12 protein-coding genes and 3 tRNA genes are annotated in these 14,096 nt (G+C 52.5%); 6 read left to right on the forward strand and 9 right to left on the reverse strand.

The window, feature by feature from the left end:
• The 4 genes from PsB1_RS11590 to PsB1_RS11605 all read right to left on the reverse strand — a co-directional run.
• The coding region (locus tag PsB1_RS11590; protein WP_231492570.1) for a GTP-binding protein at positions 1 to 127 on the reverse strand (127 nt) is incomplete at its 3' end.
• A gap of 61 nt (positions 128 to 188) precedes the next feature.
• Positions 189 to 262: transfer RNA gene (locus PsB1_RS11595), tRNA-Gly, on the reverse strand.
• Between the two features lie 63 nt (positions 263 to 325).
• Positions 326 to 411, reverse strand: a tRNA-Tyr gene (locus PsB1_RS11600).
• A gap of 182 nt (positions 412 to 593) precedes the next feature.
• Positions 594 to 1,538: a GIN domain-containing protein gene (locus PsB1_RS11605; protein ID WP_284361768.1), complete on the reverse strand. Its 945-nt coding sequence runs from the start codon at positions 1,536 to 1,538 to the stop codon at positions 594 to 596.
• Positions 1,539 to 1,618: 80 nt separating this feature from the next.
• Between PsB1_RS11605 and rlmB the strand changes: the two genes are divergently transcribed.
• Together rlmB and PsB1_RS11615 are read left to right on the forward strand one after the other, a co-directional pair.
• Entirely contained in the window at positions 1,619 to 2,464 is an 846-nt protein-coding gene (rlmB, locus tag PsB1_RS11610; RefSeq protein WP_284361771.1) for a 23S rRNA (guanosine(2251)-2'-O)-methyltransferase RlmB, read from the forward strand.
• A gap of 5 nt (positions 2,465 to 2,469) precedes the next feature.
• A complete protein-coding gene (locus tag PsB1_RS11615) occupies positions 2,470 to 3,093 on the forward strand; it encodes a YjbE family putative metal transport protein (protein ID WP_284361773.1) in 624 nt (207 codons plus the stop codon).
• Here PsB1_RS11615 and PsB1_RS11620 read toward each other — a convergent pair.
• The 4 genes from PsB1_RS11620 to PsB1_RS11635 form a co-directional block, all read right to left on the reverse strand.
• Positions 3,064 to 4,104, reverse strand: coding sequence for a threonine aldolase family protein (locus tag PsB1_RS11620; protein WP_284361775.1), 1,041 nt, complete (start codon positions 4,102 to 4,104; stop codon positions 3,064 to 3,066). The two genes, PsB1_RS11615 and PsB1_RS11620, sit on opposite strands and share 30 nt — an antisense overlap.
• A 4-nt stretch (positions 4,105 to 4,108) precedes the next feature.
• Positions 4,109 to 4,726 carry a glutathione S-transferase family protein gene (locus PsB1_RS11625; RefSeq protein ID WP_284361778.1) on the reverse strand — a complete coding sequence of 206 codons (618 nt, stop codon included), beginning with the start codon at positions 4,724 to 4,726 and terminating at the stop codon, positions 4,109 to 4,111.
• A gap of 15 nt (positions 4,727 to 4,741) precedes the next feature.
• Positions 4,742 to 6,028: a NupC/NupG family nucleoside CNT transporter gene (locus tag PsB1_RS11630; protein WP_284361780.1), complete on the reverse strand. Its 1,287-nt coding sequence runs from the start codon at positions 6,026 to 6,028 to the stop codon at positions 4,742 to 4,744.
• A gap of 184 nt (positions 6,029 to 6,212) precedes the next feature.
• Positions 6,213 to 6,289 (reverse strand) — tRNA-Asp (locus PsB1_RS11635).
• A gap of 369 nt (positions 6,290 to 6,658) precedes the next feature.
• Here PsB1_RS11635 and nadA point away from each other — a divergent pair.
• From nadA to nadC, 3 genes are read left to right on the forward strand one after another with little or no spacing between them, the layout of a single operon-like run.
• Positions 6,659 to 7,825 (forward strand): quinolinate synthase NadA, encoded by a 1,167-nt coding sequence (gene nadA, locus PsB1_RS11640; protein WP_284361782.1) that lies wholly within the window; start codon positions 6,659 to 6,661, stop codon positions 7,823 to 7,825.
• Position 7,826: 1 nt separating this feature from the next.
• Positions 7,827 to 9,326, forward strand: coding sequence for an L-aspartate oxidase (locus tag PsB1_RS11645; protein ID WP_284361785.1), 1,500 nt, complete (start codon positions 7,827 to 7,829; stop codon positions 9,324 to 9,326).
• A complete protein-coding gene (gene nadC / locus PsB1_RS11650; RefSeq protein ID WP_284361788.1) occupies positions 9,323 to 10,165 on the forward strand; it encodes a carboxylating nicotinate-nucleotide diphosphorylase in 843 nt (280 codons plus the stop codon). The genes PsB1_RS11645 and nadC overlap by 4 nt, the downstream gene beginning before the upstream one ends.
• On the opposite strand, the gene PsB1_RS11655 is transcribed toward nadC, so the two are convergent.
• Positions 10,162 to 12,726 carry a TonB-dependent receptor plug domain-containing protein gene (locus PsB1_RS11655; RefSeq protein WP_284361791.1) on the reverse strand — a complete coding sequence of 855 codons (2,565 nt, stop codon included), beginning with the start codon at positions 12,724 to 12,726 and terminating at the stop codon, positions 10,162 to 10,164. The genes nadC and PsB1_RS11655 overlap by 4 nt on opposite strands.
• A gap of 492 nt (positions 12,727 to 13,218) precedes the next feature.
• Here PsB1_RS11655 and PsB1_RS11990 point away from each other — a divergent pair, with 492 nt between their 5' ends.
• On the forward strand, positions 13,219 to 13,431 hold the full coding sequence (locus tag PsB1_RS11990) for a DUF3604 domain-containing protein (RefSeq protein ID WP_420887922.1): 213 nt from the start codon (positions 13,219 to 13,221) through the stop codon (positions 13,429 to 13,431).
• The last annotated feature ends 665 nt before the right edge of the window (positions 13,432 to 14,096 follow it).

Consider the following 14,096-nt stretch of genomic DNA (forward strand, 5'->3'; position numbering starts at 1 on the left):
TGGCTCCACCAGCTTTCGCCAATGTCATCGTAATCGCCGCCGTCAGCGTCGTCTTACCATGGTCAACATGGCCAATCGTGCCAATGTTACAATGCGGTTTTGTACGTTCAAACTTTTCCTTTGCCATCGTGGTGCCCTTCGTCTCAAGTATTTCGGCGCATAGACAGCGCCCTTCACATTCAAAAAACTGGAGCGGGTAGACGGGATCGAACCGACATCCTCAGCTTGGAAGGCTGCTGCACTACCATTGTGCTATACCCGCATCCGATTTCCCGAACCGACGAGCCCCAGGCTGACCTGACATTGGCACCAATCTGGATGTCACTGGTGGTGAGGATAGGATTTGAACCTATGTACTCTCTCGAGGGCAGATTTACAGTCTGCTGCCATTAACCACTCGGCCACCTCACCACATGACACCAGATCGCTACCGATGACAACACAAGCCGCAACGGCGTTTCAGGAGTTCCAGATCCACTAACCACCCTTGGGCTTTCAAAGCCCTAAGTTCAATAAGGTAATCTGGAAGGCCCGCGTTATAGCGATGGTCGCTCTAAACGCAATGGTAATTGTCTGTGATCTGCACATGCAGTTTAGTCTACACGAAAATCACCTGACCCAAGTTTGGAGACTGTAGGCGTGCCTTCTACGCGATCAACCGATACATCGCCAGTGCCGATGATATTGATTTGTGGATCAATGACGGTTCCTGCATGGCGAATAGTCCCAGAGCCTGCGATATTGGCTTCTAAACGAGATCGCCCGCCAAGCACTTTAAGATCGCCAGAGCCCGCGACATTAACTTCTAACGGCCCTTGTACACTGGCCACAATGATGTCACCAGAACCTGCCAAATTGATACTCGCTGCACCGCTGACACTCCCAATCTGGGAATTACCTGAGCCCGCCAAACTGACTTCAGCGCGGCCACCTATATTTTGGGTTTGATAATTCCCAGAGCCTGCATAACTAGCGGTAAGATCGCCCCCAATCCTGCCAACCCGTACATCGCCAGAGCCTGTTGCGTTAAGCTCTAGGTCTTTCGCCACATTGCCCAAGAAAAAATCGCCACAACCAATCAAGCCGATGGTTGCCCCACCAACGTCGCCTACCCTACCGCTGATCAAAGAATGCTTGATCCGAAGCCCGATAGTAGAAGGTGCAGTCACTACCAGACGGGGCAGATCTTCTTGGCCAAAGCGCTCCCCATTCAACTTTATTTCTTTAACACGGCGCCCGTTTGAGTTGTAATTGCTACAGCGAGAACTTGAATCCTTTTTGATCGGCCCAATAACCCGCAATAGAGTGCCTGCGCGCTCTGTTTTTGCGCTGAGCTTGGCTCCTGGAACAATCTGAACGTCAAACACGGCCCCTTGGGCTGTTTTAATCTCGACCTGACCTGCAAAGCCATCAAGTTCTAATAGGCGCGGATCGCCCATTGCTTGCGCCTGCGCGCTTGGTCCTGCCACCCAAAAAGCTGCGCCGCTGATCACTGCTACAATCAAACCGTGTTTCACCATAGGAATTGCCATCATCATCAACCCTTCTTGCTTCCTTGTTCCAATTTCAGCAGCCCTTATAGGCGACAATGCCAGCGATTTCCCATTAAAAGACTGTCATGACAAAGAATTCACGTTTTCGCCCCAAAAGCAGAGACCGCGGGGAGGCTACACTTAAAGCTTCACCTGCGCCATGGAAAAACAAATTCCTTAGGCCAAACTGGGAAGATCGCCCAAGTGATGGCAGCCAATGGCTCTATGGCACCCACGCTGTACTTGCAGCGCTCGCTAATCCAAAACGCAAAGTTTTTGAGGTTTTAGCGACCCGCAATGCACTCGAAAGACTTGGAGATAAGGCGATCGATCGTGATCAATTCACCCTAACCGACGGGGATGAGCTTGGTGTCCTTTTGCCCGCCGGTGCTGTGCATCAAGGTATTGCCGCACGAGTCAACCCCCTCGAACCTATTGGTTTAGATAAGGCTTTACCCGAAGCTTCTGGCATCGCGCTTATCTTGGATCAAGTTAGCGACCCGCAAAATATCGGCGCGGTTTTTCGCTCTGCCGCCGCTTTTGGAGTCCGCGCCATCATTCAACAAGATCGAAAGGCCCCGCCGATTACCGGCGCTTTAGCCAAAGCTGCCGTTGGTGCCATAGAACGCGTCCCCGATGTTCGCGTCGTCAATATCGCCCAAACCATTGTGCAATTGGCGCAGGACGGTTGGATGACTGTCGGCTTATCAGGTGAGGCAGATCGCGATTTGGCCGATGTCTTGAACAGTTCGCCCACCGTCTTGGTCTTGGGGGCAGAAGGTAAAGGCTTGCGCCAATTGGTTGGTGAACGTTGTGACCACCTCGCCCGCATTCCGATCAGCCCGGATATGGAAAGCCTCAATGTTTCAGGCGCGACCGCCATCGCGCTTTATGCGGCCCATCTTGCCCAAACACGTGCCCTAAAGGCCTAGAAACTATGAATGTTGAAGCCATCATCCAAGAAGGCATAACCCTGTTTGAAATTCTAGCCATTGATGTGGCGCTCTCAGGTGACAATGCCATTGCAGTAGGTTTGGCGGCAGCCGGCTTGCCGGTGGAGCAACGCCGCAAAGTTATCTTCTGGGGTCTGGCCGGGGCTGTTGTGCTGCGGGTAGTCTTTGCTTTGGTAGCCGCCAAACTCCTGCTTGTTCCAGGACTTCAGCTTTTAGGCGGCGTATTGCTGGTTTGGGTGGGATATAAGCTCTTGCGCGAATTGCGTGAACAAGATGCCGCTGACACAGATCATGATGGGAAAGCCGATCAAGCCATGGTCCACCCCAAAACCTTGACGAGTGCGATTGTCACTGTGATGATCGCCAATCTGTCGATGTCGCTGGATAATGTTCTGGCCGTAGCAGGTGCCGCACACGGTCATTTGGCTGTCTTGGCTTTGGGGCTGTTGGCAGCGATAGGCTTTATGGCGTTTGCGGCCGATTTAATCGCGAACTTACTTCAAAAGCACCGCTGGATTGGCTATGGCGGGGTTGGCGTAATTTATCTGGTCGCAGCCACCATGGTTTGGCACGGCGGCTTACAGGTTTGGGACCTCATTGCGCTGTAGCGCTTTTGCCACCGCTTCAAGGCAATGCGCATCATTGTGCCATGAGGCTACAAAGCGATAGGTATCGGGGCCAAGGCCGCCCCATGGGAAAAAACCAATTTCAGCCTCGCACAAAGCCTTAACTTGAAGCTCTGTCAGATGCGCAAACACTTCATTACCCTCGACGGGTAACGCCAATTTTGCTCCTGCCCCATCAAGGATCTGAGCGAGGGCGTGCGCGGTCTGATTGGCACGTATAGCCAGATCCAGCCACAAGCCATCTTCCAGCATCGCGACAATTTGGGCTGAGAGGTATCGGTGCTTGGAAAACAGCTGACCCGCGCGTTTGCGCAGATAGGGTGCGGCGGCACTACGCGCGGCTCCAAACAAGATCAAAACCTCGGCCGCCAATGCGCCATTCTTTGTAAGCCCGAAACTAAGCGCATCGACCCCTGACCGCCATGACAAGTCCGCGGCACTGGCCCCGAAGGCCACCACAGCATTGGCAAAGCGCGCGCCGTCGACATGCAAGCTCCAGCCCTGACGGGCACACACTTCTTGCAGGCTTCTGAGGTGATCAGGGCGATAGACTTGGCCCAGTTCAGACAGATTGGTCAGCGTCAATACGCGCGGCTGGATCCCATGCACGAATGTGGGCGCATGGCGGCTTGCTGTCTGCTCTAAGTCCGCGGGCATCACCAATTGGCTGGCGCAGCCCAAAGACACCATCCTAGCGCCACTGGTGAAGAATTCTGGGCCATTACCCTCATCTTCAAGAATATGGGCCTGAGGATGGGCCAAAACAGCGCCCCAAGGTGGGCATAGCACCGAAAGCGCCAAGCCGTTGGCACTGCCACCGGTTCCGACACAATACATGTCTAAATCATCGCTCTCAAAAACAGTGTATAACGCTTCGGTGGCGCGCGCCGTCCAGGGATCATCGCCATAGCTGCCACAGCGGCCTTGATTGGCTTCAATTATGGCATCGAGCACTTTGGGGTGGGCTGGGGCTTGATTATCTGAGCCAAACATGGGTTTAAGTTATCGCAAAGCTTGGGCGGGCTCTCACCAGATCGCGCCAACGGGCGATATTGGGATGGGTTTCCCACGGCTTAAACTTAACCAATCGGGCAAATTCTAAAGCGCAGTAAGTTGTTATATCCGCGATGGTAAAGCGGTTGCCTGCCACATAGTCGCGCTGGCTTAAGTCCTCATCGAGCCACACCATGGCGGCGCGCGCTTTTTCGCTGGCAACATCGGCAACTTGGGCAATTTGGGGATTTTCAAGCACTACCAGGCCCGGATGACCATGGCGCACCCAATTGGCCAAGGGGTAAAGCACACCAAACTCAATCCGGCGATCAAACATTTCGATAAAAGCGCACTCTTCTGGCATTAAACCCATTAAATTGGGCTCTGGATGGATGGCTTCAACATATGTACAAATTGCCCGGCTCTCGGTCAAAAAACGGCCGTCATCCAACTCCAAAACTGGAACCAGCCCTAATGGATTGCGCCGCAGATGGTCAGGGACTTTGGTTTGGGTAGCGAGGTCAAGCTCAATGCGCTCTATACTGTCATAAAGCCCCTTTTCGGCTAGAAAAAGATGGACCCGGCGCGGATTGGGGGCCAGGATTGCGGTGTAAAGCTTCATGATGGTAGCCCCCTTCTAATGCACAAAAACGCCCATGGGCAGCGCCGCAACAATGGTGGCCGAAAGGCAAGTCGCCAAAAACCCGGGGATCAAGGCTTTCCAAGCCAGTTTTAGGATCTCATTGCGGCGCTCAGGCATCAAAACCGTCATGCCACCAGTCATAATCCCAACCGAGCCGACATTTGCAAAGCCGCATAGCGCATAAGTCATTATCATGCGCGAACGCTCGCTAAGTGCATCAACCGGAATAGCGCCCAATTCAATAAAGGCGACAAACTCTGTCAAAAAGAGCTTAGAACCCAAAAGTCCGCCTGCCTTTTGCATCTCGTTCGTAGGGATCCCGATGACATAAGCTAAGGGCGCAAATAGATAACCAAAAATATGCTGCAAGGTTAAAGCTTCACCACCGATTGTGCCCAAGGTCGACAACAGCCCATTGGCAATCCAAACGAAGGAGACAAACACCAATAAAAACGCACCGACATTGACGACCACCATCATACCGTCCTGCACGCCTTTGGTGATGGCATCCATGGTCGATTCGTAGGCAAGGGCAGAGCTATAATCCATGCCATCAACAAAATAGCCTGCCTGCTCTGGGATCATGATGCGCGCCAGTAAAATGCCAGCAGGTGCTGTGATGATGGAAGCTACCAATACGTGGCCTGCAGCATTGGGTAAAGTTGGGGACAAGATTGCAGCGTAAGCGACCATGGTAGAGCCTGCAACTGTGGCAAGACCCACCACCATCATCATGAACAATTCAGAGCGCGATAATTTATCAAGATAGCCCTTGATCACAATCGGGCTCTCAACCATGCCCATAAAGATATTGGCCGCAGTCGCTAATGCAGAAGCCCCACCAAGCCCCATCGATTTTTCAAAAATAAACCCAAAACCGCGAGTGATCCATTGCAATATCTTCCAATGCCATAGCACAGCCGACAAAGCTGAAATAACTAAAATTAATGGTAAAACCTGAAAAGCAAAAACAAACGGCGGTGGGGCACCAGGCTGGACAACCACATAAGGCGGTTCGCCGCCGCCAAGATAACCAAACACAAACTTAGTCCCCTCAATGGTTGCCGCATTGAGGCCATCAACCGCCCCGTTGACGCCGTTCAGAAAACCTTGGGACGCAGGCACGCCAAATAAGAGGACCACCAAAAACACTTGCACTGCCATCGCACCAAGCGCCAAGCGCCAAGGAAACATTTTACGGTTCTCGCTAAGGCCCCAAGATAAACCCACGATCGCTATGGCACCCAACATGGCCCGTACATTATCCCAACCCCATTCCATAGCGTCTACCCCGTCTGATCGACTGCTCGTCAATTCTGCTTAAGGCGGTCAAATGCTTTGGGAAAGACTGCACAACATTGAGGTGCAGCAAGTGGGCTAGGCAAGCCTATCGGGGAAACAGCGTTTGGCTTGAACCATCCCCCACCGCCTTGGTGGAGAAACTCACACCAAGCGGGGCTAGAAATGGCGCGAGCGACGGGGCTCGAACCCGCGACCCCCGGCGTGACAGGCCGGTACTCTAACCGACTGAGCTACGCCCGCGCATCATCTAGGCCGAAGCGACAGCGCTTTGGCAAGGCGGGCGTGATAAACGCCTCCCCGTTACTGGTCAAGGGATGAGAGCAAATGTGTTGCAGGAACACTGAAATGGGTGGGGAGAATTGAAGCTAAAGCGAAGTGGCATATAGACGAAGCTATGTGCGCCCCGTTCAAACGTAGATGTGGGCTTAAACCCACTCTAAGTTCCACTTACCCCTTAGGACAAAAGGGCTCAATTTGGATCCCGATCAAGACACTTCCTTGACAGTGACTTATGCTCACACTAAGTATAAGTAGATAGTAAGGACGATTTCGCGTTGTTCTGCGCTTGACTAATACTCATTATGAGCATTAGTGGCTAGGAGAAGACATATGGTTGGGTTAACCCTTTTGCCACGGCCACCAAAATCGGGCCTAGTAAAAACCGCCAGAAATACTGGCCAAGCTAATAGCTTGAACCTAGCCAAAGGCCACCATAATCTTGTCTATGATAGTCAAGTCAAGGCTGAAACCGACGCTTTATATCAGCGTGTCAACAAGGTGATATCCCCCCTTGAATGGCCAGCCTTTGCCCCATTGATCGCTGCAATCAACCGCCTGAAAAAAGAGCGGGATGCGGTTATTTTAGCACATAATTACATGACCGCTGAAATCTTCAATTGTGTCGGTGATTTTCGCGGCGATAGCTTGGGACTGGCGCGTGAAGCTGCAAACGTCTCGGCTAAAGTCATCGTGCAAGCCGGCGTGCATTTTATGGCCGAGACTTCCAAAATTTTATCACCAGATAAAATGGTACTGATCCCTTCTCTTGAAGCTGGCTGCTCTTTAGCAGCTTCAATCACCGGGGAAGATGTGGCATTGATCAAGCAAAGATATCCAGGCATTCCGGTGGTGACCTATGTGAACACCACCGCAGAAGTAAAGGCGCAAAGCGATATATGCTGCACCTCGTCTAACGCCATTCAAGTGGTGGAGACCTTAGCGCGCGAGTGGGGTGTCGATCAAGTCATTTTGCTACCCGACGAATATCTGGCCAAAAATGTGGCTGCCCAAACCAAGATCAAAATCCTCGCCTGGGGCGGCAAATGCGAAGTGCATGAGCGCTTTACACCTGACGATATTGCAGAAATCCGCGCCAGCCATCCAGGGGCTGTGATCTTGGCCCATCCTGAATGCCCGCCGGAGGTGGTCGCGGTGTCAGATTTTACGGGCTCGACAGGGGCTATGAGCGATTATGTGGAAGTCCATAGACCCAAAAAAGTAGTGCTGATCACCGAATGCTCGATGAGCGATAATGTCGCCGTCGCCCACCCAGATGTGGAATTCATCAAACCGTGTCATCTTTGCCCGCATATGAAGATGATAACGCTTGAAGCCATTTATGACGCGCTGTTAACCCTGCGTTATGAAGTTGTGCTTGACCCAGTGATATCGGCGCGTGCTAAAAAGGCCGTAGATGCCATGCTGGCCCTACCCTCTGCCCCAGCCGGGATTTTTGACCCTACGCGCGCTGTACCTTCTCATCTGGAACTCATCTGAGGTGGAACAACAACGCCTGAGTAATGGCACCGTCCTAATTGTGGGCGCGGGGCTTGCTGGATTATTTTTAGCACTGAAACTCGCACCACGTCCCTGTGTCGTTCTCTCGCCAGCCCCCTTTGGGCAAGCGGCTTCGAGCGCTTGGGCGCAAGGCGGTTTAGCGGCAGCCTTGGCCCCGGGTGATAGCCCAAAAAGTCACGCGGAAGATACAATTGCCGCAGGTGCCGGACTGGTGGACCCCGATCTCGCCCATTTGATTGCCAAGGAGGGCCCCGCCCGCGTGCGCGATCTGCAACGCATTGGGGTGCCTTTTGACCGCGATGATACAGGTGCTTTGGCTCTTTCGTTAGAAGCGGCACATAGCCATGCTAGGGTTGCGCGTGTGGCGGGCGACTTGGCAGGTCGGGAGATTATGGCAAGCTTGATAAAAGCTGTACGCGCGTGCTCTCATATTCGCTTGGTAGAAGGTGTGTCAGCACGCGCATTATTGCAGCACGATAATGGCCAGATTGGTGGCATTTTGGCAACAAATGGCAGTCCCTTGCGACTGGAAGCCGATGAAACTGTGCTGGCCACAGGCGGCGTTGGCGGGCTATTTCGGGTGACCACTAATCCAGTAGAAGCCGCAGGGCATGGCCTTGGTATGGCCGCGCGCACTGGCGCTTTAATAGGAGACGCAGAGTTTATTCAATTCCACCCGACCGCTATGGACATTGGCCGCGATCCTGCCCCCTTGGCAACTGAGGCTTTACGTGGCGAAGGGGCAAGGCTGGTTAATCTTTGCGGGTCAGCTTTTATGGCAGGTTATCATTCTTTAGGAGATTTGGCACCGCGCGATGTCGTGGCGCGCGCGATTGCCAAAGAAATTAAGGCAGGTCGTGGAGCTTATTTGGATTGCCGCGGTGTGCTGGAAAGCCATTTTAGCCATCATTTTCCTACCGTTTTTGCGGCATGCGCGTCAGCCAATCTTGATCCGCGTACCGATTTAATCCCAATTGCCCCAGCGGCCCATTATCATATGGGCGGCATTGTGACTGATTTATGGGGCAAAACGACGCTAGATGGGCTATCGGCTTTAGGCGAATGTGCATCGACCGGCGTGCATGGGGCCAATCGGTTGGCATCTAATTCCCTATTAGAAGCAGTCGTTTTTGCGGACCGAGTCGCGACACGATTGCGCGAAGCTCCCCTCCCCGCCAAGGCGGGCGGCCGCGGGGACTTGCCCCCTATTCTCCCCCAAGCCGATTTACAGCACTTGCGGATGGCGATGAGTGCTCATTGCGGCGTGGTCCGCGATGCGCACGGCTTAAACGCGCTTGTTACCACCATTGGCGATATGACCGCCACGATAGGCTATGCCAATGAACTGGTTGTCGCACAGCTGATTGCCAAAGGGGCCTTGGCGCGCCAAGAAAGCCGGGGCGGCCATTATCGGAGTGACTTTCCAAATCCAGACATGACAGGCGTCCGTAGCTTGGTGACCTTCGAGGCCTTGCTATGACCGCACTACCCAACCCCATCCTTGAACCCATTGTACGCTTGGCCTTATCCGAAGACCTTGGGCGGGCGGGCGATATCACAAGTCTGGCTACAATTGATCCCAATCTTGAAGTTGAATGGCTAATACGCACGCGGGCGCCAGGGGTACTGGCGGGGCTTGATGCGGCAGCTCTGACCATGGCTTTGATTGACCCTCAAGCTAGGTTCGAACCCCTAGTAGAGGAGGGTAGCACGATTGAAGCAGGTCAAAATCTTGTCCGCCTTACTGGCCGCGCGCTTAGCATTTTGGCCGCAGAGCGGGTGATGCTGAACTTCATGGGTCACTTATCAGGTGTAGCAAGCCTTACCGCACATTATGTTGCGGCAATTGCTGGCAGTAAGGCCAAAATCAGCTGTACGCGCAAAACTTCGCCTGGTATGCGGGCACTGGAGAAAAAGGCGGTAAGTTTGGGTGGAGGATCAAACCACCGCTTTGGCTTGGATGATGCGATCTTGATCAAGGATAATCATGTCGCAGCAGCGGGCGGGATCACCCAAGCCCTAACCCGCGCAAAGGCTAATGTTGGACATCTGATGCCCATTGAAGTTGAAGTAGATAGTCTAGCTCAATTGGAAGCGGCCCTACCCTTGAACCCAACCTGCATAATGTTGGATAATTTTAACCTTGTCGATTTGCGCCGCGCCGTGGCCCTTGTTGGAGGGGCTGTGGTACTTGAGGCTTCTGGTGGGGTAAACCTTACCACTGTCGCAGCCATTGCTGCGACAGGGGTTGATGTCATTTCGGTGGGGGCACTGACACACTCTGCCCCATGCCTCGACCTTGGCCTTGATGCGGCCTAATAGCTGAAGGTCGCCGTGACGAAATAATAAGCCCCGTTAAAGCCAAATTGTCCGGCATTTCGGGTAAATGGTGTCTGGCCATTGGAATAAGACGCCGCTTCACCAACATAGCCATCGGCTAGATTATTCCATTTATCTGGATAGATATCAAACACATTGTTAATTCCGCCTGTTATCGTCACCTTTTCATGCGCTTGAAAGGATAGTGTCAAGTCAACCAAGGTCTTACCACCAAAATCCTGTGCGCAACGATTAGCAGTATTACAGTTAACATTAGGGTCTTTTGCGCTAAGCCCGGTCGAAAAAGCGGTCACAGGACCAAAATAAGAAGCGCGCGCGCCATAAGTGAATTTCCCCTTGCTATAGCTGCTCGAAACTAAGACTTTGTTGCGCGGAATGGCTACTTCAATCAATTCAATCGAGGTTGGGCCCAAAAGCTTAAACCCTTGATTGGCAGCAGATGCCCCAGCGAGCAACTGGGCTGGCGTATCGCGTTGCTTTTCTACGGTGGTTTCGCTGTTGGTAGCAGCCAAGGTTAAGGTCAAGTCCCCATCAAACACTTCATTTTTGTAGGAGACCACCAAATCCACCCCTTGGGTTTTGGTGTCGATATGGTTGGTGAAGAAGCGAATTTCGCGCACACCGGGAAAAAGAGCTGCCACCGCTGGGAAGTTAGCCGTCAAAACCCCCTCTGTGATCACGATGCGGTCTTGGATATCGATCTGGAACAGATCGAGGGTTGCCGACACATCTCCGCCCAAAATATGAGAGAAGCGCCCAGTCAAACCAAGACCGTAATTGTTGGAGATTTCAGCTTCAGGCTGTGCTATCCCTAAACTCGCGAGGCGACTATCATCACTTGAAATTTGTTGGGTCTGCAGGATCTGATTATTCTGCACCGTAGAGGTGTTCACCCGATTGCCGATTTGGGCCAAGCTTGGTGCTCTAAATCCCAGATTATAAGATGCGCGCAAGCCAATATCCTCAGTGATCTTATAGCGCCCAGCAAGCTTACCCGACAAATTACCACCAAAGTCGCTATAATCTTCATAGCGTAGCGCCGTCGTGACCAAAAGCGCTTCGGAAACATCGGCCTCGACGTCAACATAAGCTCCGACATTGGAACGCGTTAGGTCATTTTCGTCTGCTGGCGCATAGCCTGGACGACCATTCGAGCCCGCAGCACGTCCTGAAATCGCCAAAGGCCCAATCGCATAGGAAGCGGGATCGCCGCGCTTCACTTTAAAATTGTCTTCTCGATATTGCGCGCCTAGGGCCAAATTGAGCGCTTGGAAGACCCCAATCTGCCCGAAAGCGCGCGACGCACCGATATCTACCACGTGCTGACCAAACTTAGTTTGACCGACATAGAAACTGGTTGGGCTAGAGGTACCCAAAGAGGCATTGACTGTATTGCGCGCCCATTGATCTAGCGTGTTTTGTCCATAGCCATAGGACACATCAATGCCCCAACCAGCATAGTCACCTCTTAGTCCAAAAGTGGCCGATGAATCAATTGATTCCCCAGGCAAAATAGGGACGTAACCGTCTGGAAAGATCGAAAGGACCGCATTGGCCGTCGTCACTGGCGCACGGAAGAAACCAAAAGCGGTAATGGTCTTTTTGGAATAGCCTGCAAAGCCATAAAGCAAGATCGCATCGTTGAGCGGTAGTTCTGCATTGACGAACGCTTGGCTTGTTTCGTTTTCATTGGAACCATATTGGCCGACCCTAAAGGGGACTGTTGGATAGACGCCGCGATCCTGTCGTGGATTGGCGGACAGATACGGAAAAGTTGGGATTGGTTGGCCAGGTACATAGCCCGCGGGTGCTGTAGGATAAATGGTTCCGGTAAACGGGTCTGAGCGATTGGTCCCCTCGGCCTTAAAATATTCCAATGTGTAGTTAAAAAACCCGCCGTCACCTAATTCCAAGCCTTGGTTCAGAGAAGTTTTATAGGTGATGCCATCGCCTTCATGGTGCACACCTGTGGTAGCCACAACATGGGTGCCACTGCTGGCGCGGTTAAGGGTCAAATTGATAATCCCGGCGATCGCATCCGAGCCATATTGAGCCGCAGCCCCGTCACGCAGCACTTCGATGCGCGCAATCGCAGCGGTCGGTACAGAATTCATATCCGACACTACAGTGCCAAGCCCTGGAGAGACGTTGAGGTTAAGAGCTGAAAACTGATGCCGTCGCTTACCATTGATCAATAAAAGGACCTGATCGGGCGCAAGGCCGCGCAAGGAGGCCGGATCGGCAAAATTGGTCGCCCCGTTGATCCCAAACTTGGTCGAATTAAATGATGGGGATGTAAACTGAACCTGTTGAGCTAAATCGGTTTGACCGGTCATTTTCAAGTCCGCACCACTGAGCACATCAACTGGAACAGGCCGCTCAACATCGGTTCTGGGTTTACCGCGAGAACCAATAACAGTAACAGTTTCAACTTCTTTGCCGATCGGTGCGCTTGGTGACGTTTGGGCGTTGGCTAAGGCTGGGATCAAAAAACTCAAGCTCATGACCAGCGCGGTGGAACTGTAAATTACAGATGTCATATTGTCATTTCCCCCTTGAATATACTTGTTTAGACTGGCCAATTGTTATGACTGGCCATTTGCGACCATTCCTACTCAAGTAAGTAAGATCCATCACACGACTGGTACGGCCCAACAACTAAGACTGTTCTAACCTTGTTAAGCTCCCATCAGGTTGCAAGTCCCCAAAAGAATCCGGCTAATTCCTTAGAGCACGCCCCGTCAGCTTAGCTTAAAATGAAATAGTCTTACCGTTCAAGCTAGAACCCGCTCCATTTTATTTAAATTTTTAAGGAATGACGGAGAATATGTGCGCAATATCACATATTCAGCTTGTCAATTGTGCGGTTTTTCGCAAGAAAACCATGTTCCAAGGCTTTTGCTCAAGGAGAGAGAATCAATGCATCCAAAAGCGACCTTTGTGGCCATTTTGCTTGTGGATACTGCTCTCACAGCTGGATACGATGACTGAAATCTAAGTCCATTGATAGGTCATCGGCCAGCGCTGCAAATGTGGTTGAATCCGAGTTTCCCAACCGCGCCTATTTTGGCGATACCCATGTTCATACCGGTTGGTCGGCGGACGCGGGCCTCGACGGCGCGGTCCTCGGCCCGGAGGAGGCCTTCTGTTTCAAGCGCGGTGACGAAGTGAAACCTAACAGCGGCCAAATCCCCAGCAATAACAGCGGCGGCGGTCGTGCCAGAGGTGGGGGTGCGCAGACTTAGGGTCATCGGGCAGGCTTTAGATCAAGGACTTGGAACGGTTCAAGGGCGCGCTTTGCTTGCCTTGAAGCCGTGCCCGATGATGCCTGCGCAGGCAGAGCATGGCGTAAAGGCTGTCTTAGCGAGATCACCATGAATGATCACCCTCCTTGGGGGTATCCATGTCAACGGGTCATCGGGCAGGCTTTAGGTCAAGGACTTGGAATAGGTCGATAGTCCCACTGAGAGGGACATGGGTTGCTATGGGCTGCTATGTCTTGACCATGAAGTGAAGCTATCTAACCCACAAATACCAAGAAGGGTCCTTTAGGCTCAGAAGGTCTTGGTGAGGGATCTGAGCCTAAAGGGTCAATCAATTGTGATGACGAACAAAGCACAATGGGCTTAGTGGATACCAGTGGCCGCATGCTCTCTTTTCGTCTTGCTCGCAGGCTCCAGCGTTTCTTACGAAACGACTCCTGCTCTTTCCTTTTGCTCGCAGGCTCCAGCGTTTCTTACGAAACGACTCCTGCTCTTTCATTTTGGTCGCCGTCTCCAGCGTTTCTTACGAAACGACTCCTGCTCTTTCCTTTTGCGCGCAGGCTCCAGCGTTTCTTACGAAACGACTCCTGCTCTTTCCTTTTGCTCGCAGGCTCCAGCGTTTCTTACGAAACGACTCCTGCTCTTTC

Source organism: Candidatus Phycosocius spiralis, assembly GCF_030158815.1.
GTDB classification, from domain to species: Bacteria; Pseudomonadota; Alphaproteobacteria; order Caulobacterales; family Aquidulcibacteraceae; genus Aquidulcibacter; species Aquidulcibacter spiralis.